The sequence below is a fragment of the Archangium lipolyticum genome, assembly GCF_024623785.1.
Classification (GTDB): Bacteria; Myxococcota; Myxococcia; order Myxococcales; family Myxococcaceae; genus Archangium; species Archangium lipolyticum.
Genome location: NZ_JANKBZ010000024.1, coordinates 50,609 through 76,775 on the forward strand (window position 1 = coordinate 50,609; position 26,167 = coordinate 76,775).

Consider the following 26,167-nt stretch of genomic DNA (forward strand, 5'->3'; position numbering starts at 1 on the left):
GAACCGGTCAGTGAAGTGGCTGGCCAGGTGTGTCCAGGACGGGGCGGCGGGTGGGGAGTGTATGGCGCTCGTGGTCGTAGAAGCACTCGGGGCCGAGCAGGGAGATGAGCTCGCGCTCGCGGGCGATGCCCGCCTCGGTGCCCGCTTCAGTGGGCAGCTCGTAGGGCTGGACGAGGACGAGGTCCTCACCGAAAGACTCGCGGCACTCCGAGGGCAGAGTTTCGAGCCGCTGGCCGAACATGCGCACGAAGGGCGGCCCGTAGAAGTTGCGCCAGACGAGGCCCGTGAGGCCCTCGCTGTAGTCGCGCACGGTGAACTCCTCTTCCGAATAGGTGAAGTCCTTTCCCTCATCCGTGGGGAGGCTCTTGTGCACGAGCCTCCAGTGTTTGCCGTGAAGATCCGTATCCAACCCGGCCAGGGCCAGCGGAGACTGGACGAGGCGCATGAGCTCGACCACCTGCTGTGCATGGGCCGCGCGCCACGAGGCTTTCGAGGCCGAGCTCGCGGACGTCAGCCAGGAGATCATCCCTGTGTATGGCGGGGCACCGGTCGTGACGGGATAAATCGAGATGAAGTCCCGATCGGTGCGTGCCGCCACGTGCAAGTTGCCATGCTTTTCGTAGTAGGCGACGAGCGCACCAAGGTCGAGGCGGTGCGGGTCGATGGGTTCTCTCAAGGATGCATAGCCATAACGCCTGGGTTCGAACCAACGGAATTCGCGAAGGACGAGGGAGAGAAACTCTCCAATCACCGAGGGAGAAGGGCGGCCTGGGGGCAGTCCGATCTGAGTATCAAAATACTTGATAGCCATATCCATCTTGAGTGGAAAACACCACGTTGGGGAACGTAACACCCGGCCTGTCGGAAAAGAGGGTCACGGATAAGGTTTCACCGCTGCCTTTCCTTGTGTTTTCAACCTGTTCAAGACGCGAAGAAGCGGCTTCGAAAGGTGCGTAGCTCCATCAGGGTGCCGGGAGGAACGGACCCAGAGTTCGATGTGACCGCCATATGTCTCCACATACCCAAGCATCGCCTCGAGGTTCCCGGACAGGGATAACACCTTTCGTGCTTTGGCCTCGACGAAGGGGTAGGGCTGACCCCATACCAGCTCCACCGGGCTGCCCTTCACCGAGTCGGGCATGAAGCCCCGGGCGCCGCTCCCCGGCGGCGGCAACATCATCGCGGTGTTGCGCTCGTACTTCCCTGCCTGGAGGATGGCGTCCTCGAAGGCGTTGCCCGCCGGCCGGTTCTCGAGAATGGTCTCGTACATGCGCGCCCAGTCCGCGTCCGGCTGGAAGGAGAAGTGACGGTACTTCTCGGGGTGACGGAACTGATAGTCAATCCAGCGCTGTGCCTTGTGGGAGGGGCTGCCGGGCAGCAGCCTGCTTCCGTCCGCCAGCGTACGCGCTCCCAGCAACGGCACCTTCTGGCCTGCCCTCAGGGCCTCGGCGGCCTCGCGCAGCGGCGCCTCCAGGCCATGCGCTACACGCTGAAGGAACTGCATCTCCTCCTCCGTGAAGGTGTGCCCCTTGGAGGCAGCCACCATCAGGCGCTCCACTTCCCTGGCGTTCTCGGGCGAGAGGCGCGCGGCCACGCGCGAGAGCACCCGCACCTCATCCAGACTCCGCCCCGTGAGCAGGGCGAAGCGCTGAAGGCCCGCCTCTCCGGCATCCTTCAGCACCTTGCCGGTGACGAAGGGCAGCAGCACGCCCACCGCGCACAGCACGCGCTCGGTCGGGCTGAGCTGGTGGCCCGTGAGGCTGCGTCCGCTGAAGGCCGCATGTGCGTCCGTCACCTCGCCCGCGCCCGGCGCGAGGCCCACCAGCAGCTCCAGCACCAGCTCGTCGGTGGTGTACACCTCCGGATCGAAGGCCTCGGTGTAGTCCAGGTGCACCGGCGCCATGCGTCCCAGGTGCACCACGGTGGCCAGGGCCGAGCGGCTCGCCAGCAGGTACAGGGCCACCTGGTCGGGAGTGCGCTCGAGGAAGTCAGGGTCCTCCGTATGCGCGTAGGCCCAGGCGAGCGTTGCATCACCCAGGGCCCGCAGGGACCGCTCGCGCAGGGGTGACTCGCTGACGAGGTAGCCCGGCGCCACCCGGTGCGGAGGCGCGGAGTACGTGGCCAGCAGGCGTTTTCCCCACTGCTCGTACTCGGCCAGCTTGCGCTGCACCGCCCGCCAGCGCACCTCGCGCTGCCTCTCCTCCTCCATCAGCTCCGCGTACCGCGTCAGGGGAGAGCCGGTCCTCTCCAGCGCCGAATCCGGTTGAAGGAGCAACCAGCCCTCCAGCTTCTTCAATGCCGTGAGCCCCTCGCGACGTGCCTCTTCGGAGACAGTGCCCACCTGGAGCTTCTCTCTCTGGTTGCGCAGGAAGACTTCGTGGGGCGCCTGGAGCGTGGTGGCCTGAAGCACCGGGCCGGTGGACTCCTCCTCCTCCGTCCACATGACCAGACCCCGCCGCAGTGTCAGCACCACCTCGCCCTCCCGCCCCCGCGCGTATCGGTACAGAGCCCATTCCAGCAGGGGGCGCACGTCCTCCGCCTTCACCGCCCCCACCTCGGCGCCCGAGCCCTCGTGCGCGCGGACACGTAGCAACCGCACCCGCTCGCCTTCCACGCGCAGGCCCAGCGCCAGCCACGCCCCCAGCCGCGTCAACCCGCGCGCCGCCGCCCACGCCCGGGTGCGTACCTCCTTCGTCCCCTCCATTTCCCAGGCGGGAGACGGCGTGCTGGTATCCGCCTCGTGAGTGCAGGGAGGCAGCGGCCCGCTCCCGGACTCCACGACGAACTCCAGGTGTTGGCCCGTGTCTCCCTCCCACCGCTCGCGCGTGCGGCCCACCGCGCACAGCCGCTCCTCCGCGACACCGCTGTCCAGCAGGTGGCGTCGCACGGTGGCGGCCCGGCGGTGAGCGAGCGCCAGTGCCAGTGCCCCGCTGTCTCCAGGGTCCGTCGTCGCCACCACCCGCACGCGTCGCACCTCCGGGCGGGAGAGCAGCACCGCCGCCACCTCCTCCAGCACGGGGACCGAGTCGGGCAGCAACACCTCCTGCCCCGTGGCGAAGCGCACCGGCCCCCGTGTCACCAACCGCCCATCCTCCTCTCGGACCCGGGGACAGCCCTCACGTCCACCTGGACCCGCCGCATGGCGGGGGCAGACGTCCCGCCTGTCCACCACGCCGTCCCCGTCCGAGTCCTCCCCGTCCACGTCCAGGAGCAGGGGTGGCATGGAGGCTGGCGGTGCTGGACGAGGCGGCCGTTTGTAGCGTTCCAGGGCATGCCACTCGGAGCCCCGGTAGGGGACCCAGACCACCGAGGAGAAGAGGCGCAAGGTGGGTGCCGTCAGCGAGCAGCCGCAACCGCCACCTCCACCTACCGTGACGGTGAGACCCAAAGGGCTGTACCAGCGCAACCCCACCAGCCCCTCCACGGGCACCTGCCTCGCCAGCCCCGGCTGTCCCACCAGCGGAGTACTCCCGGTGAGAGTGCCCACGGCCGTCACGCCCAGACCGCGCAACACGGGCACTTCCGCGCCCAGGCCCACGGTGGCTGCATTGCCCCAGCGCACGCCGAGGAACTCATGCGTGGGGCGCAGCCACAACCCGGCATCCAGCGCCAGCAGCGCCCCCGAGTCGAAGCGGTAGTCCACCACCGCTCCCGGCATCCACGTGAGCGCGCCCTCCCCGGCGAACGCCTCGCGCGAACCGGTGGGCAGTCCCACGCCGAGCGTGAGCGCGGCGCCCCACCCCGAGTCCTCCGCGCGCCGGCGCAGACCGGGCACGGCCACCTTGCCGCGCAGCCGCACGTCTCCCAGGGCGAAGGAGCGCACGGTGCCCTCTGAGCTGATCGCCTCCAGGTTGTCCGAGCCCTGTGCCAGCACCAGCGGCACGGTGAGACCCGCTTCCACCCCGTCGGCCACCCCCACCGAGGCCAGCAGGTCCAATTGCAGCCGGGGACCCACCACGCTCAGCGCCTTCACGTCACTGCCGTGCACCCGGAGCACCAGCGGGTCCAACGCGAAGTGGAGGAAGACCCCCGCCGACGCGGAGTGAGGCGAGAGCGCGCGGGACTGGTCCACTCCCACCACGTCCTGAGGCGAGCCCAGGGGCCGGAAGGCCTGCACATCGAAGCGCTCCTCCTGGGCCGAGGCGGCCCTCGTGGACAGCGCCACCAGCACGACCGCGAAGAGGGAGGGCATCCGCATGTTCCGCTCCGGCCTGCTTCACGACGTCACAGGGGTGGTCAGAATCGCCCTGAAGGCCAGCCGCTGGCCAGGGAGGGACAGGCGAGGGCGCCCTACCCGCCCGACCGTCCCAGAACGAGTAGGATGGGGAACCGAGGGCATCGGTCGATTGCCGGACCCTCCTCCTCCTGACGGATGGGGTGGGCGCACCACTTGGGACAGGCTGAGCTCCTGTCCTCCCCCGCATTCCGAGGTCCCTCGATGAACCGGACAACGCTGCTGCTGGCCACCACCGCGCTGCTCGCCCTCGCGGCGGGGGTGGTGGGCCTGCCCCGCCAGAAGGACACGAGCCACACGGTGGCCCAGCCCGGCGAGGCTCCCACGGGCGTGGTGCTGCAACCCGTCGCGGCCAGCAGCGGCGTGCTGACGCTGGAAGGCAAGCTGTCCGGGGCCTACCTGATGGCGGGGCCGAGCGAGGCCTACGCCGCCCTCACCGTGCGCGCGGACAAGGCCCGGAACACGGAGACGCGGCAGCCGGTGAGCCTGGCGCTGGTCATCGACCGCTCGGGCTCCATGCGCGGGCAGAAGCTGGTGGACGCCAAACACGCGGCACGCATGCTCGTGGAGCGCCTGGGCCTGGAGGACCGGCTGGCCCTGGTGCACTACGGCACGGACGTGAGCGTCTTCCCCAGCACCGCGGTGTCGGAGGACGCACGCGCGCGGATGCTGGACTTCGTGGACGCCATCGAGGACGAGGGCTCCACCAACATCAGCGGAGGCCTGGAGGCGGCGGCCCAGGAGCTGCGGCCGTACGCGAGGAGCTTCCGGGTGAGTCGCATCGTGCTGCTGAGCGACGGGCAGCCCACCGCGGGACTCACCGAGGATGGGGAGCTGCGGCGGCTCGCGGGCAACTTCCAGCGCGAGGGCATGGCGGTGAGCGCCCTGGGCGTGGGCGAGGACTTCAACGAGCGGCTGATGCGGGGCATGGCCGAGGAGGGCGGCGGCTTCTACGGCTACATCCAGGACTCGGAGCAGCTGGCGGACATCTTCCGGCGCGAGTTGGAGCAGGCGGCGGGCACGGTGGCGCGCGGGGTGGAGCTGCGGCTGAATCTACCCGAGGGCGTCACGGACGCGGAGGCCATGGGCCTGCCGGCGCGGCGCGAGGGCCGCACCCTGGTGGTGCCACTGTACGACCTGGCCGGTGGCCAGGACACGCGGGTGGTGGTGAAGCTGACCCTCTCGCTGGAGCCCACCGAGGCCCCCCGGGGGGTGCTGAGCGCGCGGCTGCGGTACTGGGACGTGCTGGCCGAGCGCCAGACGGAGGTGGACCTGGGCCTCACGGCGAAGGTGACGGACGACGAGGCCCTGGTGCGGGCCAACCTGGACCAGGAGGTGCGGGTGCACGCGGTGCGGGCGCTCGGGGCCCGGGAAATGCAAGCGGCGGCCGAGCAGATGAAGCAGGGCAACCGGGAGAAGGCCCTGGGCATGCTGGACAATGCCCGGCGGCTCTTCGGCTCGTCGGCCGAGGCGCTGGCGGGGGAGGTTGCGGACGTGGACCGGACGAAGGCAGCCTATCTCAACGCCCAGGATGAAACCGCCGTGCGGCGTGAGGCGTTACAGCTTCATCGCAAGTCGCTGAAGACCTTCGGACAGAACAACGCCTACTGAAAGGCCCGTCGTCATGCCCCTGTCGGTGCAGCTCCAGGAACGCGAGGACTTCGAGGTACGCACGCTGCGGGCGTTGGGAGGAGGCGCGCTGGCGGGCGTGTGCGCGGTGGTGGCCGCCCGGCTGCGCGTGCCCGTGGACATGGGTTTCCTCGCGGTGACGGGGGCCGCCCTCGCCAGCGCCCGGGTGGACTGGAAGGCGCGGGTGGGGATGCTGGTGGGCCTGCCCGTGCTCCTCAACCTCCCGGATGTGTTGAACATACCGACCCCGCTGGCCGAGTCCTGCATGGGCGCGCTGGCGGCCGGGGTGGTGGGCTGGCTGGGGACGAAGTGGCGGCCGAAACCCTCGCAGGTGCTGGCCGGAGCAGTGGGCGCCGGAGCGCTGGTGCCGCTGGGACTCTTCGTGAAGCAGGTGATGGACGTGCGGCTGTTCGACGGCCGGCTCGGGGCGCTGGGCGCGGTGGTGGGACTGGCGGCGGTGGCCCTCTTCTGGAGCGTGGGGACGCTGGCGGCGCACGTGCAGGTGCACGGGGACGCGCTGGAGGCGCGGGGCATGGGGCTGGAGAAGCAGCTCTCCGGCGAGGCCCAGGAGCTGGTGTCTCGCGCGGTGGAGCTCTACCGGCAGTGCCAGAAGGAGGCGGGGCGGCTGACGGCCGGGCCGGGGAAGACGGAGCTGGTGGGCGTGCTGGAGAAGATGGCACGAGAGGTCTTCTCCCTGGCGGAGACGCACGCGGGGCTGGAGGCGCAGCTCAAGGCGGTACAGAAGGGCAGCGTGGACGCGCAGGTGAAGGAGCTGCGGGCGAAGGCAGCCGCGGCGACGGACGCGGTGGCACGGCGGCAGCTGGAGCTGGCCGCGTCGTCCCTGGGCGAGGAGCTCAACAACCTGGACGTGCTGGGGCGCAAGCGGGAGCGCCTGCTGGCGCAGCTGCACGCACAGGTGGCGCTGCTGGAGCGGGCGCGGGTGTCGCTGGTGGGCGTACAGGGCGGAGACCTGGGCTCGAAGGGCGCGCAGGCCGCGCAGCTCGCGCGCAAGCTGGCCGCACTGGGAGAGGAAGGCTCGGGTGAATCGGCTCCGGCGGCCCCGGTGCCCGAGTCCACCAAGGTCATGAGCTGACCCGAGAATTGAAGCCACAGCGTACTTAATAAGTTGTAACACAACGCGCCGGATCTTCTTCCGATAATCTCGGAAGGTGAGAGCGGGTCCCCACCCCGCTCTCGTCCCACCCCCACCGCTCCAGCTCCCGGAGCAGGGATCCGACCCGTGCGCATGACAGAACCCTCCCCGAGGTACACGCTCCTCGGTCGCCTTCTGGCGGCCATGCTCTCCCTCACCCTGGCGGCCTGCGGCGTACCGCAGGACGGGGTGGTCGATGACACCACCGGCACCCAGGAAGCGCCGCTGGCCAGCGTGCGGCTGCGGTTGATGGCGGCCAACACCACCAGCGGCAACCTGCAGAGCTACGACCCGGGCGAGGGCATCCGCATCTTCCAGGGCACGAAGCCGGACGTGGTGATGATCCAGGAGTTCAACTACGGGGACAACTCGGCCACCGCCATCCGCAACTTCGTCAACACCGCGTTCGGCTCGAGCTTCTATTACTACCGCGAGGCGGGCGCGCAGATTCCGAACGGCATCATCAGCCGCTACCCCATCATCGCCTCGGGCGAGTGGGACGATACACAGGTCACCAACCGCGACTTCGCCTGGGCGCGCATCGACGTGCCGGGGCCCAAGGACCTCTGGGTGGTGAGCGTGCACCTGCTCACCTCCAGCAGCACCACGCGCAACACGGAGGCCACCAACCTCGTCAACTTCATCAAGACCCACGTGCCGACGGGGGACTACCTGGCCATCGGCGGTGACTTCAATACCAGCAGCCGCTCCGAGTCCTGCTTCACCACCTTCTCACAGGTGGTGACGACGAGCAGCCCGTACCCGGCGGACAGGAACGGCAACACCAACACCAACGCGAGCCGTGGCAGCCCGTACGACCACGTCCTCGTCGACAGCGATCTGCGCGCCTACCAGACGTCCACCGTCATCGGATCCAGCTCGTTCAGCGCGGGCCTGGTGGTGGACACGCGCGTGTACTCGCCCCTGTCGGACATCTCCCCCGCGCTGAGCGCGGACAGCGGCGCCACCAACATGCAGCACATGGCCGTCATCAAGGACTTCCTCATCCCCAGTGACACCACCACCGCGAGCATCACGGTGACCTCACCCAACGGCGGCGAGAGCTGGGTGGGCGGCAGCAGCCGCGCCATCACCTGGACGGCCTCGGGCGTGACGAACGTGAAGGTGGAGTACACGCTCAACGGCTCCACCTGGACCCCCCTCACCTCCAGCACCTCGGCCTCCACGGGCAGCTACACCTGGACGGTGCCGAGCAGCGCCACCACCACCGCCCGCGTGCGCGTGAGCGATGCCTCCGACTCCACCGTCACCGACACGAGCAACGCGGCCTTCACCATCACCACGTCCACCGGCGGCGGCTCCGCCGTGGTGTTCATCAACGAGGTGCTCGCCAACGAGGCGGGCTCGGACGTGAACGGTGAGTTCGTCGAGCTCGTCAACTCGGGCGGGACGGCGGCGGACCTCTCCGGCTGGACCATTTCCGACAGCACCGGCGTGCGCCACACCTTCACCAGCGGCACCACGCTGGCGGCGGGCGCGGCGATCGTCGTGTTCGGTGGCTCCACGGGGATTCCCTCGGGCCTGGCCAACGCGGTGGCCGCCTCCACGGGCACCCTGGGCCTGGGCAACAGCGGCGACACCGTGGCGGTGAAGAACTCGGCGGGGACGACGGTGAACTCCACCACCTATCCCTCGTCGCTCTCGGGCACGGACGGCGTGTCGATGAACCGCAGCCCGGACGCCAGCAGCGGCGGCTCCTTCGTGCTGCACACCACCCTGTCGGGCCTGGCGGCCTCGCCCGGCAAGCGCGTGAGCGGCTCCGCCTTCTGAGCCAAGGCCACGCGCGTCGGACGCGCTCGCCCTCGTGGCGCTCCTCTTTTCACGAGGAGCGCCATGTCACCCGACACGGCGTGCTGGACCGGGCGCCTACTTCGAGTGCTTCGACGAGCGGCCCGTCTTCGCGCTCTTCTCATGCGGCTCGGGCGGCTTGAGCGCGCGCAACCGGGCCCGGGCCGTCAGCTGGGAGAGGAGCGTGCTGGCCTCGTTCTCCTCTTCCGCCAGCCGCTGGTCGATGCGCTTCTCGATGTCCTCGCGCATCCGCCGGCCCTCGGCGAGCGCGGCGTCGATGCGCTCACGTACCTCTCCGACGAATTCCTCCGAGGCGGCGCGACGATACGGCGCCGTATCCCGGCGCACCGCGAGCCGGCCCGCCGTGCCGCCCTTCGCCGCCCGGCGCCGCCTCACCACCGTGCGCTTGCCCGTCCCAGTCTTGCGCTTGTCCGCCATCCCAGCCTCCCGCTGCACATTCCGATCTCCCCGGAAGGTGGAGCGTGCGCCCTCGGGCCGGAAGTCCCCTTCCAGGGCAGTCCCCCTGCGGCCAGGCAGACAATCGGACCACCTCCCGCCCGTCATCCCCCATCTACGAAGACCTTCGTTGACATCTACGAATCCCTTCGTATACCTTGCCGGGAGAAGCTGACGGGAGGGAAGCGCGATGAGCGAGACGAAGCTGCCGCGGCCGACGGACGCGGAGCTGGGCATCCTGCAGGTGCTGTGGGAGCGAGGCCCGAGCACGGTGCGCGAGGTGCACGAGGCCCTCAACAAGGGCGCGGAGGGCACCGGCTACACCACGGTGCTCAAGCTGATGCAGATCATGACGGACAAGGGGCTCGTGGAGCGCGACGAGTCCCAGCGGGCCCACGTGTACCGGACGCGGGTGACGCAGCAGAAGACGCAACGGCAACTGGTGACGGACCTGCTGGACCGTGCCTTTGGAGGCTCACCGGCCCAGCTGGCGATGCAGGCGCTGTCGACGAAGAAGGCCTCGGCGCAAGAGCTGGCCGAGCTGCGCAAGCTGCTGGACACCCTCGAGGGGGAGGAGGAGTCATGAGCGGAGCCGTGTCGCAGTCCCTGGGTTGGGCGTTGCTGCACCTGCTGTGGCAGGGCGCGCTGGTGGCGGCGGCGCTGGCGGTGGCGCTGCGCGTGCTCGACCGGCGCGCGGCCTCCCTGCGCTACCTGCTGGCGTGTGGCGCGCTGGCGCTGATGCTCGTGCTGCCCGTCCTCACCGGCTGGCACCATTACACCTCGAGCCAGGAGGCGGAGCCGCTCCCGATGGCTCCCGCGCTGGAGCCGGTCTCCCCGGAGATGGCGGCCCCCGGACTCGGGGTGACACAGGCGGTGGTGTCCACCCCGGAAGCCGCGCGAGCCACCGAGCCGGCCCCCGTGTTGGAGCGGGTGCTGGCACCGCTGGGCGAGCACATGCACTGGCTGGTGCTGGCGTGGAGCCTGGGCGTGGCGGTGTCGTCGCTGCGGCTCCTGTCCGGATGGCTGAAGCTGCGCCGGCTGGTGCGGGAGGCGGAGCCCGCGCCCGCCGAGTGGCAGCGGACGCTGGAGCGGCTGGCGGAGCGGCTGGGGATGACGCGCCCGGTACGGCTGCTGCGCTCGGCGGCGCTGGACGTGCCCGCGGCGGTGGGCTGGCTGCGGCCGGTGGTGCTGCTGCCCATGTCGGCGCTTACCGGACTGTCGGCGCGCCAGCTGGAGATGGTGCTGGCGCATGAGCTGGCCCACATCCGCCGCTACGACTACGCGGTGAACCTGGTGCAGACGCTGGTGGAGACGCTCTTCTTCTACCACCCGGCGGTGGGCTGGATGTCGCGCGTCATCCGCGTCGAGCGCGAGCACTGCTGCGACGACATCGCCGTGGGCACCAGCGGCAACGCGGTCTCGTACGCCCGGGCCCTCACCGCGCTGGAGTCCCTGCGGGTGACGCCGCTCGAGTCCGGGAGCCCGGCGATGTCCGCCCTGGGAGGCTCGCTCACGGAGCGTGTCCGCCGGCTGGTGGTGGCGCCCGCGGCGCGCTGCTCCTCGCGGTGGGCGGCGGGTGCCTCGGTCCTTACATTGATGAGCGGCATGGCGGTGGCTGCCCCCCTGGCGGCCCTCATGGTCCCCGAGCGTTCCACGACGGTGTCCGAGGCCCCCGCGGCCCCCGTTCCCGCGAGCGCCCCGGCAATCACCTCCATCGTGACCCCGGTCGTGGGGGGTGTGCTCGAGGCCGTCCTCGCGCAGGCTCCCGTGCCCCCACCTGCTCCCGCGCCCGTTCCCGCGCCCAGGCCGATGCCGGCTCCGCGCCCCCGGGGCGAGGACGTGGACGTACCGGACGTGGACGAGGACACCACCCGCGTGGGCGACAAGCAGCTCTCGGTGGACCAGCTCATCGGGCTCAAGGTGGCCGGAGTCACGCCGGAGCGGGTGAAGGAGCTGGAGTCGCTCGGCTACGAGCCCACGGTGGGCAACCTGGTGCAGTTCGGCCACGCCCACGTGACGCCCGAGTACGTGAAGGAGATGACGGGTGCGCTGGGCCGCAAGCCCTCCGCTGACGAGCTGGTGCAGATGAAGCACCTCGGGGTGTCACCGGAGCGCGTGAAGGCGCTCGAGGCGGCCGGGTACGGCAAGCTCTCGGGAGACGAGCTGACGCAGGCGGCGGCGCTCGGGGTGGACGCGCGCTTCATCAACGAGCTGAAGGCCGCCGGCTACGACAAGCTGTCCTTCGATGACCTCGTCCAGCTGCGCGCCCTGGGCGTGAATGGCCAGTACGTACAGGCGCTGAAAGACGCGGGCTACGACAAGCTCCCGGCGGACGACCTGGTGCAGTTCAAGGCGCTCGGCGTCAACGCGGAGTACCTCCGCTCGCTGCGCGAATCGGGACTGGACAAGCTGCCCGCGGACGACGTGGTGCAGTTGCGCGCCCTGGGCGTGAACGCGGACTTCATCCGCAAGCTGCGCGACGAGGGGCTGGACAAGCTCTCCGTCGAGGAGCTGGTGCGCCTGCGCGCCAGCGGCGTGGACGCGGACTTCATCCGCGAGCTGCGCAAGAAGAAGTAACCCGCCCCTCCCCTCCCCTCACCTCCCACGGGCCCACGGCCGCGCTCCCCGCGCGCGCCGCCGGGCCCTCTCTTGCCCGAAGTGTCCCGAGAAGGAGCCCGAACCATGCGAACCACCCGACTGCCGTACCTCCCCGCCGCCGCCGTCCTGCTGTGGAGCCTCTCCGCGATGGCCGCGCCGCTCGCCAGCACATGGACGGGCAAGGTGCTCGATGACCGCGTGAGCCTCAACCTCCGCTTCGAGGAGCGCGGGCAGATGGGCTTCACCGTTCCACGCTCCGCCTTGAAGGGGCTGAGCACGGCGGAGGGCGACACGAAGTTCCAGCTCGTGCGCGAGGCGGGCACCGTGAGCTTCGAGGGCCGCTTCTCCGGAGGCGAGGGCGCGGGCCACTACCGCTTCGAGCCGGACGCCGCCTGGCCCCGGGACATGGCGAAGCTCGGCTACCCGGACCTCTCCCAGGAGGAGCAGTTCCAGTTCGCCCTCTTCGACATGGGGCCCACGCGGGTGAAGGCGCTGGCGGAGCTCGGCTACACGAAGATTCCGCACGACCAGCTCCTCCAGGTGGCCATCTTCCAGGTGACGCCCGAGCACATCCGCGAGCTGGCCGCGCTAGGATTCCAGAAGCTGGACCTCGACGACCTGGTGGCGACGCGCATCCACGGCGTCACCCCCCGGTACATCCGGGAGATAAGGGAAGCGGGCTACCCGGGTGTCACACTCGAGCAACTGGTACAGATGCGCATCCATGCAATCGACGCGAACTACATCCGTTCCTTCTCGGGGAACAAGAACGGAAGCCAGAAGTAGGAACAGCCCACGAGGGGGGGCCTTCCACATGCCGCGCGCGTGGGCGCTGACCGCGGGATTGCTGTGGGCGGGGGTGGCAGCGGCGGCCGTCGAAGGTCCGGGCCGGGACCAGTTCCTCCGGGCGGCGCGGGCCAGTGGCCCGGTGGCGGTGGACGGCAGGCTGGACGAGGAGACGTGGGCCAGGGCCCCGGTGTTCGACGCCTTCGTGCAGCGCTTCCCGGAGGCGGGCAAGACGCCCAGCGAGCGCACCGAGCTGCGCGTCCTCTACGACGACCGGAACGTCTACTTCGCCATCACCTGCCACGACTCGGAGCCGGCGCTCATCAACCGCAACCTGGGGCGGCGGGACAGCGACCTGTACTCGGACCGGGTGAAGGTGCTGCTGGACACGACGCACGACCACCGCACGGCCTACGTCTTCTCGGTGAACGCGGGGGGCGTGCAGGAGGACGGGCTGCACTACGACGACCAGAACTACACCGCGGACTGGGACGGGGTGTGGGACGGGGCGGCGGGCCGCTTCGAGGGGGGCTGGGTGGCCGAGCTCGCCATTCCCCTGTCGCTGCTGCGCTTCCCCGAGTCGCCGATGCAGACGTGGGGCTTCTCGGTGCGCCGGGACATCGCGCGCCGCAACGAGGAGCTGGAGTCAGTGCTCAACCCGCGCACCAGCGGCGCCATCGTCTCGCGCCTGGGGCACCTGACGGGGATGGAGGTGAGGCCCTACCGGGCGCTGGAGCTGGTGCCGTACCTGGCGGCGCGCACGGTGGCCCGGCCGCAGTTCTCGGACGCGGCGAGGCCCTGGCCGCGGCTGGTGGACCCATCGCTGGACGTGGGGTTGGACCTGCGGACGGCCCTCACGAGCAACCTGGCGCTGACGGCCACGCTCAACCCGGACTTCGGCCAGGTGGAGGCGGACCAGCTCATCCTCAACCTGAGCAGCTTCGAGACCTTCTTCCCGGAGAAGCGCACCTTCTTCACGCAGGGGATGGAGCTCTTCAACCAGGTGGGCGGAGCGGACATGCCGCAGACGCTCTTCTACTCGAGGCGCATCGGCCTTCAGACGCCCATCCTCGGGGCGGCGAAGCTGACGGGCACGGTGGCCGAGGGCGTGGAGCTGGGCGTGCTGGACGCCGTCGTCACCGGGCCGTGGCGGCGAGACGTGGACGAGGAGCGGCCGGACCGGAACGTGGGCCTGTACCTGACGCGTCCGCTGCACCTGGGCCCCAACAGCGCGCTGCCCACGGACCCGATGGTGCCCATGAACTACCTGGCGGCGGTGGTGCGCGGGAAGGTGGGCACGAGCTCGCGCGTGGGCGGCATGGTGACGATGGCCACGCCCCTCACCGGCCGCTGCACGGCCGAGGACGCGGCGCTCGACGAGGAGCTGCAACCGGTGCCGTGCCTGGCGCGAGGCGGCAACGCGGCGGCGGTGGACTTCGACCTGCGGACGGCGGACGGGCAATACGCGCTGATGGGGCAGGTGGACGCCTCACAGGTGGTGGGCGGCCCGCCCGAGCGCACCCTGCGGGATGGCACCGTGCTGCGCCGGGGGGACACGGGCCTGGGAGGCTACGTGCGCGCGGGGAAGTACGGGGGCGAGGGCTTCCGCTGGGACGTGGGCGATGACTTCACCACGCCGCGGTTGGATCTCAACCCCAGCGGCTTCCTGCGCACGCAGAACGAGCACGCGCCGCGCGTCGCGCTGCGCTACGCGCGCCCCAACGGAATGGGGCCGCTGAAGTCCCTCTCCGCCAACATGTCCGGAGGCTCGCGGTGGACGACGGATGGCCGGGGCCTCAACCGGGGCAGCTGGGTGAACTTCAACTCGACCGTGCAGCTGCCGAGCTTCGACACCCTCGCGGTGGAGACGGGCGCGGACTTCGGCGGCTGGGACGTGCGCGAGCTGAAGAACTCGGGGGTGCCGCTGGAGAACACGAGCACGGCGTTCCTGACGATCCTCGCGGATAGCAACGAGAACCGGCCCGTCGTGGCCGGCGGCAGCCTGGCGGCGGCGTATCACTTCCGGGCGGGCCCGGTGGCGCCCGCGTGGGGCTGGCAGGCGGACCTGTACGCGACGGTGCGGCCCCACCCGGCACTGGAAACGAACCTGGAGCTCTTCCTGGACCGCACCCCCACGGGGCCACGCTTCATCAAGGACCTCGGAGCCGGCCGCTTCCTGCTGAGCCCCCTGCTGTCGGACACGCTGTCCCTGACGCTGCGCCAGCAGTGGGTGGTGACGCCGAAGCTGACGCTTCAGGCGTACGCGCAGCTCTTCACCACGTATGGCGCGTATGGCACCTACTACGAGGGCGTCTCGGACGCCGCGCGCACGCCCATCCGCTTCTCCAGCCTGAGGCCGGTGGAGCACGAGAACACGGACGACTTCCACGACGTGGGGCTCAACCTCAACGTGGTGCTGCGCTGGGAGTACCGGCTGGGCTCGACGCTGTACGTGGTGTACTCGCGCGGGCAGCAGCGCCTCCCGGTGGCGGACGGCGTCCGTCCGCCCCACACGTTGATGCCGCACGGGCTGCTGGCGGGAGCGGCCAACGACGCGCTGCTGGTGAAGTGGACCTGGTACTGGGGCGTGTGACGCGCCGGGCTCAGGCCAGCCGCAGGTCCACGACGATGTTGCCGCGCGTGGCGTTGGAGTAGGGGCAGACCTCGTGGGCGGCGCGCAGCAGCGCCTCGGCCTGCTCGCGCGGCAGCTCGGGGATGGAGGCGATGAGCTCCACGGCGAGCCCGAAGCCCTTGCCCACCGGCCCGATGCCGACATTGGCCGTGATGGAGACCGGCCCGGTGGCGATCTTCTGCGTGCGGGCCACCAGCGCGAGCGCGCTTCCGAAGCACGCGGCGTAACCGCCCGCGAAGAGCTGCTCGGGGTTGGTGCCGGGGGCGCCATTGCCGCCGAGCGCGCGCGGCGGAACGAGCGCGACATCCAGGTTGCCATCGTCACTCTTCACCCGGCCCTCACGCCCGGCGGTGGCGGTGGCGGTGGCGGTGTAGAGGCGCTTCTCGAGAACCGTGGGGGCGTTGCTCATTGAATTCTCCTTGTTGGGTCGGCTTCGTTGGCCGCGAGAGATATGTAGACCCCAATTTAATTGTGCGCAATCTAATTTGAAGGAAGGAGGCCGGTGGAGCCTGGGGTCATCGGATGACCGCTCCTCCACCGGCGTGCTGCGTCAGCTCGCGCGAGCGAGCGCGTCCCGGGCCTCCGCCGTGATGGCGAACGAGCGCAGGCGCGCGGCGTGGTCGAAAATCTGTGACGTCACCATCAGCTCATCGGCGCCGGTGCGGGCGATGAAGTCCGCGAGCCCTCGCCGGACGGTCTCGGGCGAGCCGACGACCGAGCAGGAGAGCGCCTGCTCGATGCCCGCGCGCTCCAGGGGTGACATCTGATTCTCGAAGCCATCGACGGGGGGCCGCAGGGGACCCGGCTGGCCGCGGCGCAGGTTGACGAAGGCCTGCATCAGGGAGGTCATCAGCCGGCGGGCTTCCGCGTCGGTGTCGGCCGCGAAGACGTTGAGGCCCAGCATGACGTGGGGCCGGTCGAGGTGCTCCGAGGGGCGGAAGCGGCTGCGATAGATTTCGATGGCCTCCATCATCTGGCCCGGCGCGAAGTGCGAGGCGAAGGAGTAGGGAAGGCCCAGGGCGGCGGCGAGCTGCGCGCCGAAGAGGCTGGAGCCGAGGATCCACACCGGCACCTTCAGACCGGCGCCGGGCACGGCGCGGACCCGCTGGCCGGGCTCGGCGGGACGAAAGTAGCCCATGAGCTCGACGACATCCTGGGGGAAGGTGTCGGCGTCACTGGCCAGGTTGCGCCGGAGCGCATACGCGGTGACCTGGTCGGTGCCCGGCGCGCGCCCCAGGCCCAGCTCGATGCGTCCCGGATAGAGCGACGCCAACGTGCCGAACTGCTCGGCGATCACCAGCGGCGCATGGTTGGGCAACATGATGCCCCCCGCGCCGACGCGAATCGTCGAGGTGCCACCGGCCACGTAGCCAATCACCACCGAGGTCGCGGCACTCGCCACACCGGGCATGTTGTGGTGCTCGGCCAGCCAGAAGCGCTGATAGCCCCAACGCTCGGCATGGCGGGCGAGGTCGAGCGTGTTGTGCAGGGCCTGCGCGGCGTCGCCCCCTTCGACGATGGGCGAGAGGTCGAGGACGGAAAAAGGAATCTTCACCGGCATGGGGAGGTCCCTCGCGAGCAGACCAGGGGAGCGGAAAGAAGGGAGTGTGATTCCATTGCACGCCATATAACGGTGCACTACGTGAAGTGCATCAGGGCTGGGGGCGGTATGGCGCAGAAGAAGAAGAGTGGGACTGTTCCAGAGACGCGTGAGCCGGACATGGCACGCGGAGGCGAGGTGGAGGATCCCCTCCGGCTCGAGCACCAGCTCTGCTTCGCGCTCTACACGGCCAGCAATCTGCTCACGCGGCTCTACCGGCCGTTGCTCGAGCCGCTGGGCATCACGTATCCGCAGTACCTGGCCCTGATGGCGCTCTGGGAGCGCACGCCGCGCACGGTGGGAGAGCTGGGCGAGGCCCTGGGGCTCGACTCCGGCACGCTCACGCCCCTGCTCAAGAGGATGGAGGCCAACGGGCTCGTGGCCCGCAGGCGTGCGGCGGAGGATGAGCGCCGCGTGCTGGTGGACCTCACCCCCGCCGGCCAGCAGTTGCGCGAACGCGCGGTGTCCATTCCCAAGGAGATGTTCTGCAAGCTCCCGCTCGCCCCCATCGAGCTGGTGGAGCTGCGCAGCTCGCTCAAGCGGCTCGCTCGAGGCATGCGCGAGTCGGACGCGGAGAGCGAGCACTCCTGAGCGGACGGGCCGCCTGGTTGGGCTGCGGGTCCGAAGACTCCCCGGGGGACCGGCCAAGCTCAGCCATGGTCGGCCCCTGAACCCACTCTTGTCGGCGCGATGGGTTTCGAGGAACCACAAAGCTGGAGCCGTCAGGCCGTGCGGCGTACCACTGTCTGCGCGCCACGATTTCTGCGAACCCTCATGCCAACCAGGGTCAGTCACGCTGCCTCTACGAGAGCACAGGGCGAAGTAAGCCCTTCGCGTCCAACACCTCTTGGGCCCTGTGCGCGAGAGACAAGTGCTGGGGATTGGACGCGCTCACACGCTCCGGTGCCAGAACCATGAGCGTGCCCTTGTCCTCAATCGGCTCCGCCTGGACAGGCGGAGGCAGCGGAGGCACCTCCCCGCGCACGCGCGCCACGTACGTGAGCCACCCCGCGAAGCCCCGCGGATCTCTCTCGGGCCGTAGGGCCCACCGCAACTCGTCGCTGGCTACGACGCCAAAGACCGGCTCCCACGCGAGCACCATGGCCCGCAGGACGTTCACGAGAACGGGCGTTGTCATCACGCGCGCTCCCTCTGGCTCGATTTCGGGCCATGGGAGGTGCAGCACGCAGCAGTTTGGGTAGGCCCCAGATGCGTCCCCGCACGTGATGCGCACCATGCTCCCTCGTCCGTCGTCAACGTGCCCTGTCCAGGCAGAGAAGCTAAAGCCGTCCATACCGAGTTGATTTTCCTCGGTCCGATAGAAGCGCAGGAGGGTCTCGTAGTTCGGCGTGAACCCGCGTTGGAGCGCCTCCTCTGCCGAGTCCGCCTGCTCATACCATCGACCAAAGATCTCGTCGCAGCGCGCGAGGAGCCGGAAGAACGTCTCCGTTCTGCGAGCACACTCCTCCGCGGATTCCAGCCGGGCCGGCCAGTAGATGCCTGCATAGTAGCTCTCCGTCATGGGGCACCCCTCACCGCGGCTCCTTCGTAAACCACTTCGATGCCAAGAAGACCGTCCTGCTCCAACATCTTCTTGAGAATCCCGACCATCCTCTCTTCCGCAACGTACCACCGGATAGGGACTCCATTCGCCACCCTGGTCTGGCGCCTGGCGGTTTCGAGGAGCTTCTTGGCGCCCTGGAAATACCGCTTGGGATGGAGCTTCTCGTCGTAGTGCTTGGCGTAGTTGAACGCCTTGCCGTCCTGCAGAACACCCTCCGAAATGCTGTAACCGTCGAAGTCCGCCTTCTCTCCATTCCTCCAGACGCGGTAGACCCACCCCGGCGGAGCCCCCGTCACCTGGCATTGGTAGCAGCGAGAGTCCTCCGACATGCTCTCGTTTGCCGGCTCCCACTTCCCAGGACCGCCGGAGGGAGGCCAGCCACCTCCGCCCTGAGCGCCCATGTTGGCCATGTGCAGGACGTAGGTGGCACTCAGCGCGTTTCCCGCTACTGCAACAGCGCCCCCAACAGGAGCCGCGACCAAGCGCACCGCGAGAAGCCCATCACCCGAGAGAGACAAGAGTGGCACGCTCATACTCCCGAGCTTGCCGCCCCAGGACGCGGCCTTCGCAGCCCCCGCCCCCGAGGTGCCCACCGTCAGGACTGTCCCCGTCGCCAACCGGGAGATCGTCCGTACCTTCTCCGCATAGGGCTTGTGGCGGAACTCCTCCCACAGCTGCGGAGAGTTCTCGTAAAGCTGCCTCACCGCGCCGGGGAGCTGCGCCAGCCCCTCGAGCGTCTCGCCCGTATAGAAGACGAGCCGGTAGAGGCCCTCCACCATATCCACCACCGCGAGGACAGCGCCCTCGGCCACCGCGAGCGCCGGGTTGTCGTCGGGCTCATACAGGCCCGCCGGCCGTGCCCCCTTCGGCACCTCGAGCTGCTGGTCCACCGGGAAGAGGCGCTCGCCATCAATGGCGTAGAATGGACCCACCTCGAAGCGACCGGCCCGTAGCGTCCCGTCCTCGGCGAGCACAACCTGACCGGCTTTCTGGACCGCTACTCCAGAGGTGGCCCTTACCAGGTATCCGTCTGGACGAAGCACCAGCAACCGCGAAAAGCGCCGCATGCGCGCGTGGAGCTCGTCCCTCGTCACCATCTCGCCACCCGTAGCCACCCCCAACAGCAGGTGCGCTGCCATGCGGCGGAGCCCGAAGTTACCCCGTGTTACCGGCGTGGAAAGCAGATGTGGCACCAGCTCCAGCGCCTGCTGAGGCGACAGCGTGCGCCCGTCTCTGGGCAACGCGGTGCTGGGAATCCCCGCCTGCACGAGGAACCCCTGGAAGTAGTCGAGCGTCATGGGCACCTCGAACGGCCGCCCGTCGCCCACTCCATCCCGCCACCCAACGCCCTTCCCCTCCAGGGCCTCTTCCTCGTCTCCCTCGCTCGCGCCGCGCGCCCGAGCCCGCGGCCTCTCCGCCGTCAGTGCCCCCTCGGCCTCGCCCCCCTCCAGCGCAACACCGACCTCGTGCTCCTCATCGCTACCGGCAGTGTCCTCCAGGTCCGCGATGGCCTCACCGGTCCTCGTTGCAGACCCCCCCTGGGCCCGGGCAGCGACCTCCTGTGGCCTGGGACTCGTGCGCTGCACCCGCCACCGATGGCGTGGACCGCCAACCAGCATCCCGCCCATGGGGGAGCCCGTCGCGCACGCCGTCTGCAGCCCGACGAGCAGCAGCAGCACCGCCCGCGACGCCCACCACGGTCTGCGCTGCGAGCTCCGCCGAGCCTCAAGCTGCGTACCGCCGCCCTCCCCCACCCCAGGACCTCGGTACTCATTCACCATGACTCTGTAGGGCACGAGGGCTCCTCAGCCCACCTGATCATCCGCCGCTCGCTCCTCCTCGCCGCCCAAAACCGCGAAACTCGAACCAAGCCCCTGTGAATGATCCGGGCTAGGACAGGACCTCCTCCAGGAAAGTCCGCAGGGCGATCCAGGAGCGCCGGTCGGCTTCGGGATGATGGACGATGCCGCGCTCGGGCATGTTCGCGCCCGCGAAGGTGAAGGCATGCTGGGCGTGACCGTAGGCGTGGAGCTCCCAGGGAGCCCCCGCCCCGGTCAGATCGCGGGCGAGCTCCACCACGTCGGCCGGAGGCGCCAGCGGATCCGACCAGCCGTGGAGGACCAGCACGCGGGTGGTGATGGGCGCCTGCGCCCCGAGGTTCGGCGGCTGTAACACGCCGTGGATGCTCACGACGCCGCGAAGGTCCGGCGGAGCGGCTCGCGCCAGGTCGAGGACGCTGAGCCCGCCGAAGCAGTAGCCGATCGCGGCGATCCTGCGAGTGTCGACCGAGGGATGCCGCCGGGCCGCGGCGAGCCCCGCCAGCAGGCGCCGGCGCAACAAGGCCCGGTCCGCCATGAGGGGGTCCATCAGGTGGGAGTTGTCGCCAGTCTCGGAACCCCGGATGCCCTTGCCATAGACGTCGAGGGCGAAGGCGACGTAGCCGAGCCGGGCCACCTTCTCCGCCATGGCGCGCATGGCACCGTTCAATCCGCTCCATTCATGGGCGACCAGGACACACGGACGCGGAGCGCCCGTGTCCGAGGGGCGGGCGACATAGGCCTCGAACACGGAGTCCCCCTCGGTGTAGTCGAGGAACTCCGTGTGCAGCTGCGGGGACGTTTCGATCGGCATGGAAGCTCCCGGGTGACGTCGCCCGCTCCTATCAGAGACCGGCGCTCCCGGTGTCAATTGCTCACGGTGACGGAGACGTTGGCGCTGTAGGCGGAGTTGCCCGAGGGATCGAAAGCACGCGTCTTGAGGGTCTGGGCGCCGTTGGCGCGGCTGGTGGTGTTCCAGGGCAAGGAGAAGGGCGCGGTGGTGGCGGTGCCCAGCAACGTGGTGCCCAGGTAGAACTCCACCTTGGAGACGGTGCCCCGGTCGTCACTGGCGGTGGCCTCGATGAGGACGGTGCCGCTGACGATGGCACCGGCGGACGGAGCGGTGATGGAGGTGGAGGGCGCCGTCAGGTCGTTGTCGAAGACGACATTGGCGGCGGTGGACAGGGCGGTGTTGCCGGAGGCGTCATGGGCCTTGGCGGTGAGGACACGCGAACCATTGGAGAGGTTGCGGGTGTTGTAGCTGCACGAGTAGGGGGCCGAGGTGTCGGTGCAGACGACGGAGGTCCCGACGAGGAACTCCACCTTGGACATGGACCTGTCATCGCTGGCGCTGGCGGTGAAGGTGACGGTGCCGGTGAGGGTGCTGCCTTCGACGGGAGCGGTGAGCGAGACGGAGGGAGGGGCGTAGTCGTTGTCGACGTTGACGGTGACGGGGGCCGAGGTGGTGCTGTTGCCCGCGGCGTCCAGGGCCCTGGCGGAGAGAGAACGCGGGCCGTTGGGGCCGTTGCGGCTGTTCCAGGTGACGGCGTAGGGGGGGGTGGTGTCCGAGCTCACCAGCGTGGTGCCGTCATAGAACTCCACCTTGGTGACACCCACGTTGTCGGAGGCGGAGGCCCAGACGGTCATGGAGTTGGAGACGGTGGCACCGGAGACCGGGGAGGTCAGGGCCACCGTGGGAGCGATCAGGTCATTGTTGACGGTGACGGCGACGGAGGCAGTGGCGGAGAGACCCACGGCATCGAAGGCGATGACGGAGAGGGAGTGGGCACCATTGGGAACGGAGCGGGAGTCCCAGGACAAGGAGAAGGGCGCGGTGGTGTCGGTGCCGAGCAGCGTGGAGCCGTCGTAGAAGTCGACGCGGGCCACGCCGAAGTTGTCGGAGGCGGAGGCCGAGAGGGTGACGGTGCCCTTGAGGGTGGAGCCGGCGGCCGGAGCCGTGAGGGAGACGGAGGGCGGAGTGGAGTCCACGTCCGTGCCCACGGAGAACACCAGGTCATCGTGGTCGTTCGTCGTGCCGGCGGAGCATTCGGAGGAGCTCCCACCACTCCGGTAGACGGCACGCACGGCCTGCGAGGAGCCCGAGGGGAGCAGGTACGTGGTGGACAGGACCCGTGCGCCGGAGCCGGGAGGCGTCAGGGTCGTGAGATAGGTCCACGAGGGCGCGCTCGCATCCGCCGCGAAGTACAGGTCCAGCCGCTCATTGGCTGGCACGCTCGACCAGACGGTGACCTCGACCTTCACCTCCTTGCCAGCGGCGAAGGACGTTCCATCCACCCGCGAGACCAGGACCTGGTCGATGGACGGACTGGAGTGGAAGAAGCCACTGGTGCCGTCCGGGCAGGAGCCGCCCAGGGTGTTGGGCTGGTGGGGCTCGGGGCCGAGGTTGGCACGGCCCTTCACCAACGTCGTGGTGTCGCAGCGATGCGCCACCGCCGAGCACCGGGGCACACCGAGCGTGGCGTCGTACTCGGCGGTACCGAGCTGGACGAGGTTGACGGTGACGTCGGGGCTGTAGGCGGAGTTGCCCGAGGGATCGTAGGCACGAGTCTTGAGGATATAGGCGCCATTGGCGCGGCTGGCGGTGTCCCAGGACAAGGAGAAGGGCGCGGTGGTGGCGGTGCCCAGCAGCGTGGTGCCCAGGTAGAACTCCACCTTGGAGACGGTGCCCCGGTCATCGCTGGCGATGGCCTCGATGAGGACGGTGCCGTTGACGATGGCACCGGCGGACGGAGCGGTGATGGAGGTGGAGGGCGCCGTCAGGTCGTTGTCGAAGACGACATTGACGGCGGTGGACGGGGCGGTGTTGCCGGAGGCGTCATGGGCCCTGGCGGTGAGGACACGCGGGCCGTTGGCGAGGCCGCGGGTGTTGTAGCTGCACGAGTAGGGGACCGAGGTGTCGGTGCAGACGACGGAGGTCCCGACGAGGAACTCCACCTTGGACATGGCCTTGTCATCGCTGGCGCTGGCGGAGAGGGTGACGGTGCCGGTGAGGGTGTCGCCTTCGACAGGCGCGGTGAGCGAGACGGCGGGAGGGGTGAAGTCGTTGTCGGCGGTGACGGTGACGGCGTCCGAGGTAGCGCTGTTGCCCGCGGCGTCCAGGGCCCTGGCGGTGAGGGAACGCGGGCCGTTGGAGCCGTTGCGGCTGTTCCAGGAGACGGCGTAGGGGGCGGAGGTGTCCGAGCCCACCAGCGTGGTGCCGTCATAGAACTCCACCTTGGTGACGCCCACGTTGTCGGAGGCGGAAGCCGAGAGGGTCAGGGAGCCGGAGACGGTGGCACCGGGGAGCGGAGCGGTGAGGGACACCGTGGGAGCGGTCCGGTCGTTGTCGACGGTGACGGCCACGGCGGAGGAGGCGGAAGAGGAGAGCCCCACGGCGTCGAAGGCGATGACGGACAGGGAGTGGGCGCCATTGGCGCCGGAGCGGGTATCCCAGGAGAAGGAGAAGGGCCTGGAGGAGTCGGAGCCCAGCAGGGTGGAGCCGTCGTAGAAGTCGACGCGGGCCACGCCGAAGTTGTCGGAGGCGGAGGCCGAGAGGGTGACGGTGCCCTTGACGGTGGCGCCAGGGACCGGGGCGGTCAGGGAGGCGGAGGGCGGAGTGGTGTCCACCTCCGTGCCCACGAGGAACGCCAGGTCATCATGGTCGTCCATCTCGCCCGGGGAGCAGGCCTGGGGAATGCCATGGCTCCGGTAGACGCCACGGACGGCCTGCAGGGAGCCCGCGGGGAGCAGGTACGTGGCCGAGAGCGTCTGATAGCCGCTGGAGTACGGCTCCAGGGTGGCGAGGTACGTCCAGGACGGGGCGTTCGCATCCGCCGCATAGTACAGGTCCAGCCGCTCACCGGCGGGCTCGAGGCTCGCCCAGAAGCTGGCCTCGAGCGTCACCTCCTTGCCGGTGGCGAGGGGCGTCCCATCCACCCGCACGACCTTGAGCCGCTCCAGCGAGGGGTCGAACTGGTACACACCGTAGAGAGTCCCCTCCCCGTCCGCGCAGGAGCTGCTCAGGGTGTTGGGTTCGTTCAGCTCGGGGCCCAGGATGCCGCCCCGGCCAGCGAGCAGCTCCATGGAATCGCACTGGCTGCTCGCGGTCTCGCAGCGGGGGACGCCCAGCACCGGGTCGAAGCTGGCGATGCCCGGGTTGTCGAGCGTCACCGTGACGGAGCTGGCCGCGCTGTTGCAGCCCCCGTCGAAGGCCCGCGCGGTGAAGGTGGCCACACCGTTGTTGTGCTCCCGGCTGTCCCAGACGAACGCGTACGGAGCGGTCGTGTCGGAGCCGACGAGCAGGCCGTCGACATAGAAGTCCACCCGGGTGATGCCCACGTCATCGGACGCCGTGGCGGTGAAGGTCACGTTGCCCTGGAGCGTGGCGCCGTTGGCGGGCGCGGTGAGCAGGGCCTGCGGGCGCACCGCGTCGTTCTTCCCCATGCAGGCCGAGTGCAGGAACCGGTTCGGAGAGCCCAGGCCGGGCTCGATGACACGATTGGGGCTGGAGCGGGCGAGGATCTCCTCGGTGACCTCCTGCGGCGTCGCCGTGGGATGCCCTTCCAGGTAGAGGGCGACGGCACCGGAGACATGGGGCGTCGCCATGGAGGTGCCGTCACCGAGCTCCATGTCCGTGTTGCCCGTGAACCAGGCCGAGAGGATGCCCTGGCCCGGGGCGAAGAGGTCCACGCACGAGCCGTAGTTGGAGAACCAGGCGCGGGTGTCGGTGTCGTCCGTCGCGCCGACGGTGAGGGCTCGCGGCGCGCGGGCGGGCGACGTGGCGCACGCGTCCCATCCATCGTTGCCCGCGGCGACCACGAAGGTGATGCCCGCCGCGATGGTGGCCTCCACCGCGTCATCGATGGACTGCGTCGCCTCGCCGCCGAGGCTCAGGTTGGCCACCGCCGGCTTCTCGTGATGGGCGGCGATCCAATCGATGCCCGCGAGCACCTGCTCCAGGGTCCCCTCCCCTTCGCAGTTGAGGACACGCACCGGGTGGAGCAACACATCCTTGGCGACGCCCACGGTGCTGCCGCCCACGGTACCGGCCACGTGGGTGCCGTGCCCGCGGCAGTCCTCCGTCCCGAGTCCGTCTCCGATGGCGTCGAAGCCGGGACGGAGCCGGCCACTGAACTCGACGTGCGTGGAGAGCACACCGGTGTCGACGATGTACGCGTGCACACCGGAGCCCGTGTACTCGTAGGTGTAGGTGCCGTTGAGCGGCAGGGTGCGCTGGTCGATGCGATCCAGGCCCCAGATGGCGTTGTTCTGCGTGCCCGACTGGCGGAAGACGCGCTCCTGCTCGATGTAGCGCACGCGCGGGTCGGTGCTCATGCGCCGCGCGGCCTCCTTTGACATGGCGGCCGTGAAGCCGTTCAAGGCGTGGGTGTACGTGCGCCGCACCTGGGCGCCGTGCGCCCCCGCGAGGGCCGTGATGCTCCTGCGGGTGTCCTCCGGGGCCAGGCCCTTCCCGCCCTCGAGGACGACGAGGTAGCGGTCCGGGACGGCCCGGGAGGGGCTCGCGAGCCGGAGCTTGCCACTCACGAAAGGACCTTCCGGGGAGGCCGTCTCCGGCCGCTGCTCGCACCCCGGAAGAAGCCAGGAAGCTCCGAGAAGGACGACGGACCACAGCAGCTTGCGCATGAGAACCCCCGGGTTGGTCGGTGGCGCGTGGATGGATCATCCCAGTTTCGGTGCTCGCCAAACCAGTCCCCCCCGCCAGAATGTCTTGAGTTGCCAGATATTCGCGTTCAGCACCTGGAGCCATGCTGACCCTGGAGGGCACCTCGCCGGCCTCCCGGCCGTCGTGCCTCGGAATTACTCCGTCCTGATGTTCAGTAGGGTGGGAGCCGCATCAGGGGGGTTCGTGGCTTGGACATGCCTCACGGC

General features: G+C 69.6%; 17 protein-coding genes. 8 read left to right on the forward strand and 9 right to left on the reverse strand.

The window, feature by feature from the left end; all coding sequences use genetic code 11:
* Nucleotides 1–7 precede the first annotated feature (7 nt).
* Together NR810_RS36510 and NR810_RS36515 are read right to left on the reverse strand one after the other, a co-directional pair.
* A complete protein-coding gene (locus tag NR810_RS36510; protein WP_257459334.1) occupies nucleotides 8–676 on the reverse strand; it encodes a hypothetical protein in 669 nt (222 codons plus the stop codon).
* Between the two features lie 198 nt (nucleotides 677–874).
* Nucleotides 875–4,198 (reverse strand): pre-toxin TG domain-containing protein, encoded by a 3,324-nt coding sequence (locus tag NR810_RS36515; protein WP_257459337.1) that lies wholly within the window; start codon nucleotides 4,196–4,198, stop codon nucleotides 875–877.
* A 240-nt stretch (nucleotides 4,199–4,438) separates the two neighbouring features.
* Between NR810_RS36515 and NR810_RS36520 the strand changes: the two genes are divergently transcribed.
* The 3 genes from NR810_RS36520 (at nucleotide 4,439) to NR810_RS36530 (ending at nucleotide 8,807) form a co-directional block, all read left to right on the forward strand.
* Nucleotides 4,439–5,845, forward strand: coding sequence for a vWA domain-containing protein (locus tag NR810_RS36520; RefSeq protein WP_257459339.1), 1,407 nt, complete (start codon nucleotides 4,439–4,441; stop codon nucleotides 5,843–5,845).
* Between the two features lie 13 nt (nucleotides 5,846–5,858).
* Nucleotides 5,859–6,956 carry a hypothetical protein gene (locus NR810_RS36525; protein WP_257459341.1) on the forward strand — a complete coding sequence of 366 codons (1,098 nt, stop codon included), beginning with the start codon at nucleotides 5,859–5,861 and terminating at the stop codon, nucleotides 6,954–6,956.
* 204 nt (nucleotides 6,957–7,160) lie between these two features.
* Nucleotides 7,161–8,807 (forward strand): lamin tail domain-containing protein, encoded by a 1,647-nt coding sequence (locus NR810_RS36530; RefSeq protein WP_257459343.1) that lies wholly within the window; start codon nucleotides 7,161–7,163, stop codon nucleotides 8,805–8,807.
* 96 nt (nucleotides 8,808–8,903) lie between these two features.
* Here NR810_RS36530 and NR810_RS36535 read toward each other — a convergent pair whose 3' ends face one another.
* Complete coding sequence (locus NR810_RS36535) at nucleotides 8,904–9,263, reverse strand: hypothetical protein (RefSeq protein ID WP_257459345.1); 360 nt, start codon at nucleotides 9,261–9,263, stop codon at nucleotides 8,904–8,906.
* A gap of 208 nt (nucleotides 9,264–9,471) precedes the next feature.
* Here NR810_RS36535 and NR810_RS36540 point away from each other — a divergent pair, with 208 nt between their 5' ends.
* The 4 genes from NR810_RS36540 to NR810_RS36555 all read left to right on the forward strand — a co-directional run bounded on the left by NR810_RS36540 (nucleotide 9,472) and on the right by NR810_RS36555 (nucleotide 15,258).
* Nucleotides 9,472–9,867 (forward strand): BlaI/MecI/CopY family transcriptional regulator, encoded by a 396-nt coding sequence (locus tag NR810_RS36540; RefSeq protein ID WP_257459347.1) that lies wholly within the window; start codon nucleotides 9,472–9,474, stop codon nucleotides 9,865–9,867.
* Nucleotides 9,864–11,858, forward strand: coding sequence for a M56 family metallopeptidase (locus tag NR810_RS36545; RefSeq protein ID WP_257459348.1), 1,995 nt, complete (start codon nucleotides 9,864–9,866; stop codon nucleotides 11,856–11,858). The genes NR810_RS36540 and NR810_RS36545 overlap by 4 nt, the downstream gene beginning before the upstream one ends.
* Before the next feature lie 105 nt (nucleotides 11,859–11,963).
* The gene (locus NR810_RS36550) at nucleotides 11,964–12,665 is read left to right on the forward strand and encodes a hypothetical protein (RefSeq protein WP_257459349.1); all 702 of its coding nucleotides are present in this window, start codon (nucleotides 11,964–11,966) and stop codon (nucleotides 12,663–12,665) included.
* Nucleotides 12,666–12,693: 28 nt separating this feature from the next.
* Nucleotides 12,694–15,258, forward strand: coding sequence for a carbohydrate binding family 9 domain-containing protein (locus NR810_RS36555; RefSeq protein WP_257459350.1), 2,565 nt, complete (start codon nucleotides 12,694–12,696; stop codon nucleotides 15,256–15,258).
* Nucleotides 15,259–15,268: 10 nt separating this feature from the next.
* Here NR810_RS36555 and NR810_RS36560 read toward each other — a convergent pair whose 3' ends face one another.
* On the reverse strand, nucleotides 15,269–15,706 hold the full coding sequence (locus NR810_RS36560) for an organic hydroperoxide resistance protein (RefSeq protein ID WP_257459351.1): 438 nt from the start codon (nucleotides 15,704–15,706) through the stop codon (nucleotides 15,269–15,271).
* A gap of 141 nt (nucleotides 15,707–15,847) precedes the next feature.
* Nucleotides 15,848–16,858, reverse strand: coding sequence for an LLM class flavin-dependent oxidoreductase (locus NR810_RS36565; RefSeq protein ID WP_257459352.1), 1,011 nt, complete (start codon nucleotides 16,856–16,858; stop codon nucleotides 15,848–15,850).
* Between the two features lie 108 nt (nucleotides 16,859–16,966).
* Between NR810_RS36565 and NR810_RS36570 the strand changes: the two genes are divergently transcribed.
* The gene (locus NR810_RS36570) at nucleotides 16,967–17,488 is read left to right on the forward strand and encodes a MarR family winged helix-turn-helix transcriptional regulator (protein ID WP_257459353.1); all 522 of its coding nucleotides are present in this window, start codon (nucleotides 16,967–16,969) and stop codon (nucleotides 17,486–17,488) included.
* Between the two features lie 211 nt (nucleotides 17,489–17,699).
* On the opposite strand, the gene NR810_RS36575 is transcribed toward NR810_RS36570, so the two are convergent.
* From NR810_RS36575 to NR810_RS36590, 4 genes are all read right to left on the reverse strand, one after another.
* Nucleotides 17,700–18,419, reverse strand: coding sequence for an immunity 52 family protein (locus tag NR810_RS36575; protein ID WP_257459355.1), 720 nt, complete (start codon nucleotides 18,417–18,419; stop codon nucleotides 17,700–17,702).
* Nucleotides 18,416–20,140, reverse strand: a complete 1,725-nt coding sequence (locus NR810_RS36580) for a restriction endonuclease fold toxin 5 domain-containing protein (protein WP_257459356.1) — start codon at nucleotides 20,138–20,140, stop codon at nucleotides 18,416–18,418. The genes NR810_RS36575 and NR810_RS36580 overlap by 4 nt, the downstream gene beginning before the upstream one ends.
* Before the next feature lie 211 nt (nucleotides 20,141–20,351).
* Nucleotides 20,352–21,092, reverse strand: coding sequence for a dienelactone hydrolase family protein (locus NR810_RS36585; RefSeq protein WP_257459357.1), 741 nt, complete (start codon nucleotides 21,090–21,092; stop codon nucleotides 20,352–20,354).
* Between the two features lie 53 nt (nucleotides 21,093–21,145).
* Nucleotides 21,146–25,822: an Ig-like domain-containing protein gene (locus NR810_RS36590; protein ID WP_257459358.1), complete on the reverse strand. Its 4,677-nt coding sequence runs from the start codon at nucleotides 25,820–25,822 to the stop codon at nucleotides 21,146–21,148.
* Nucleotides 25,823–26,167: the final 345 nt, after the last annotated feature.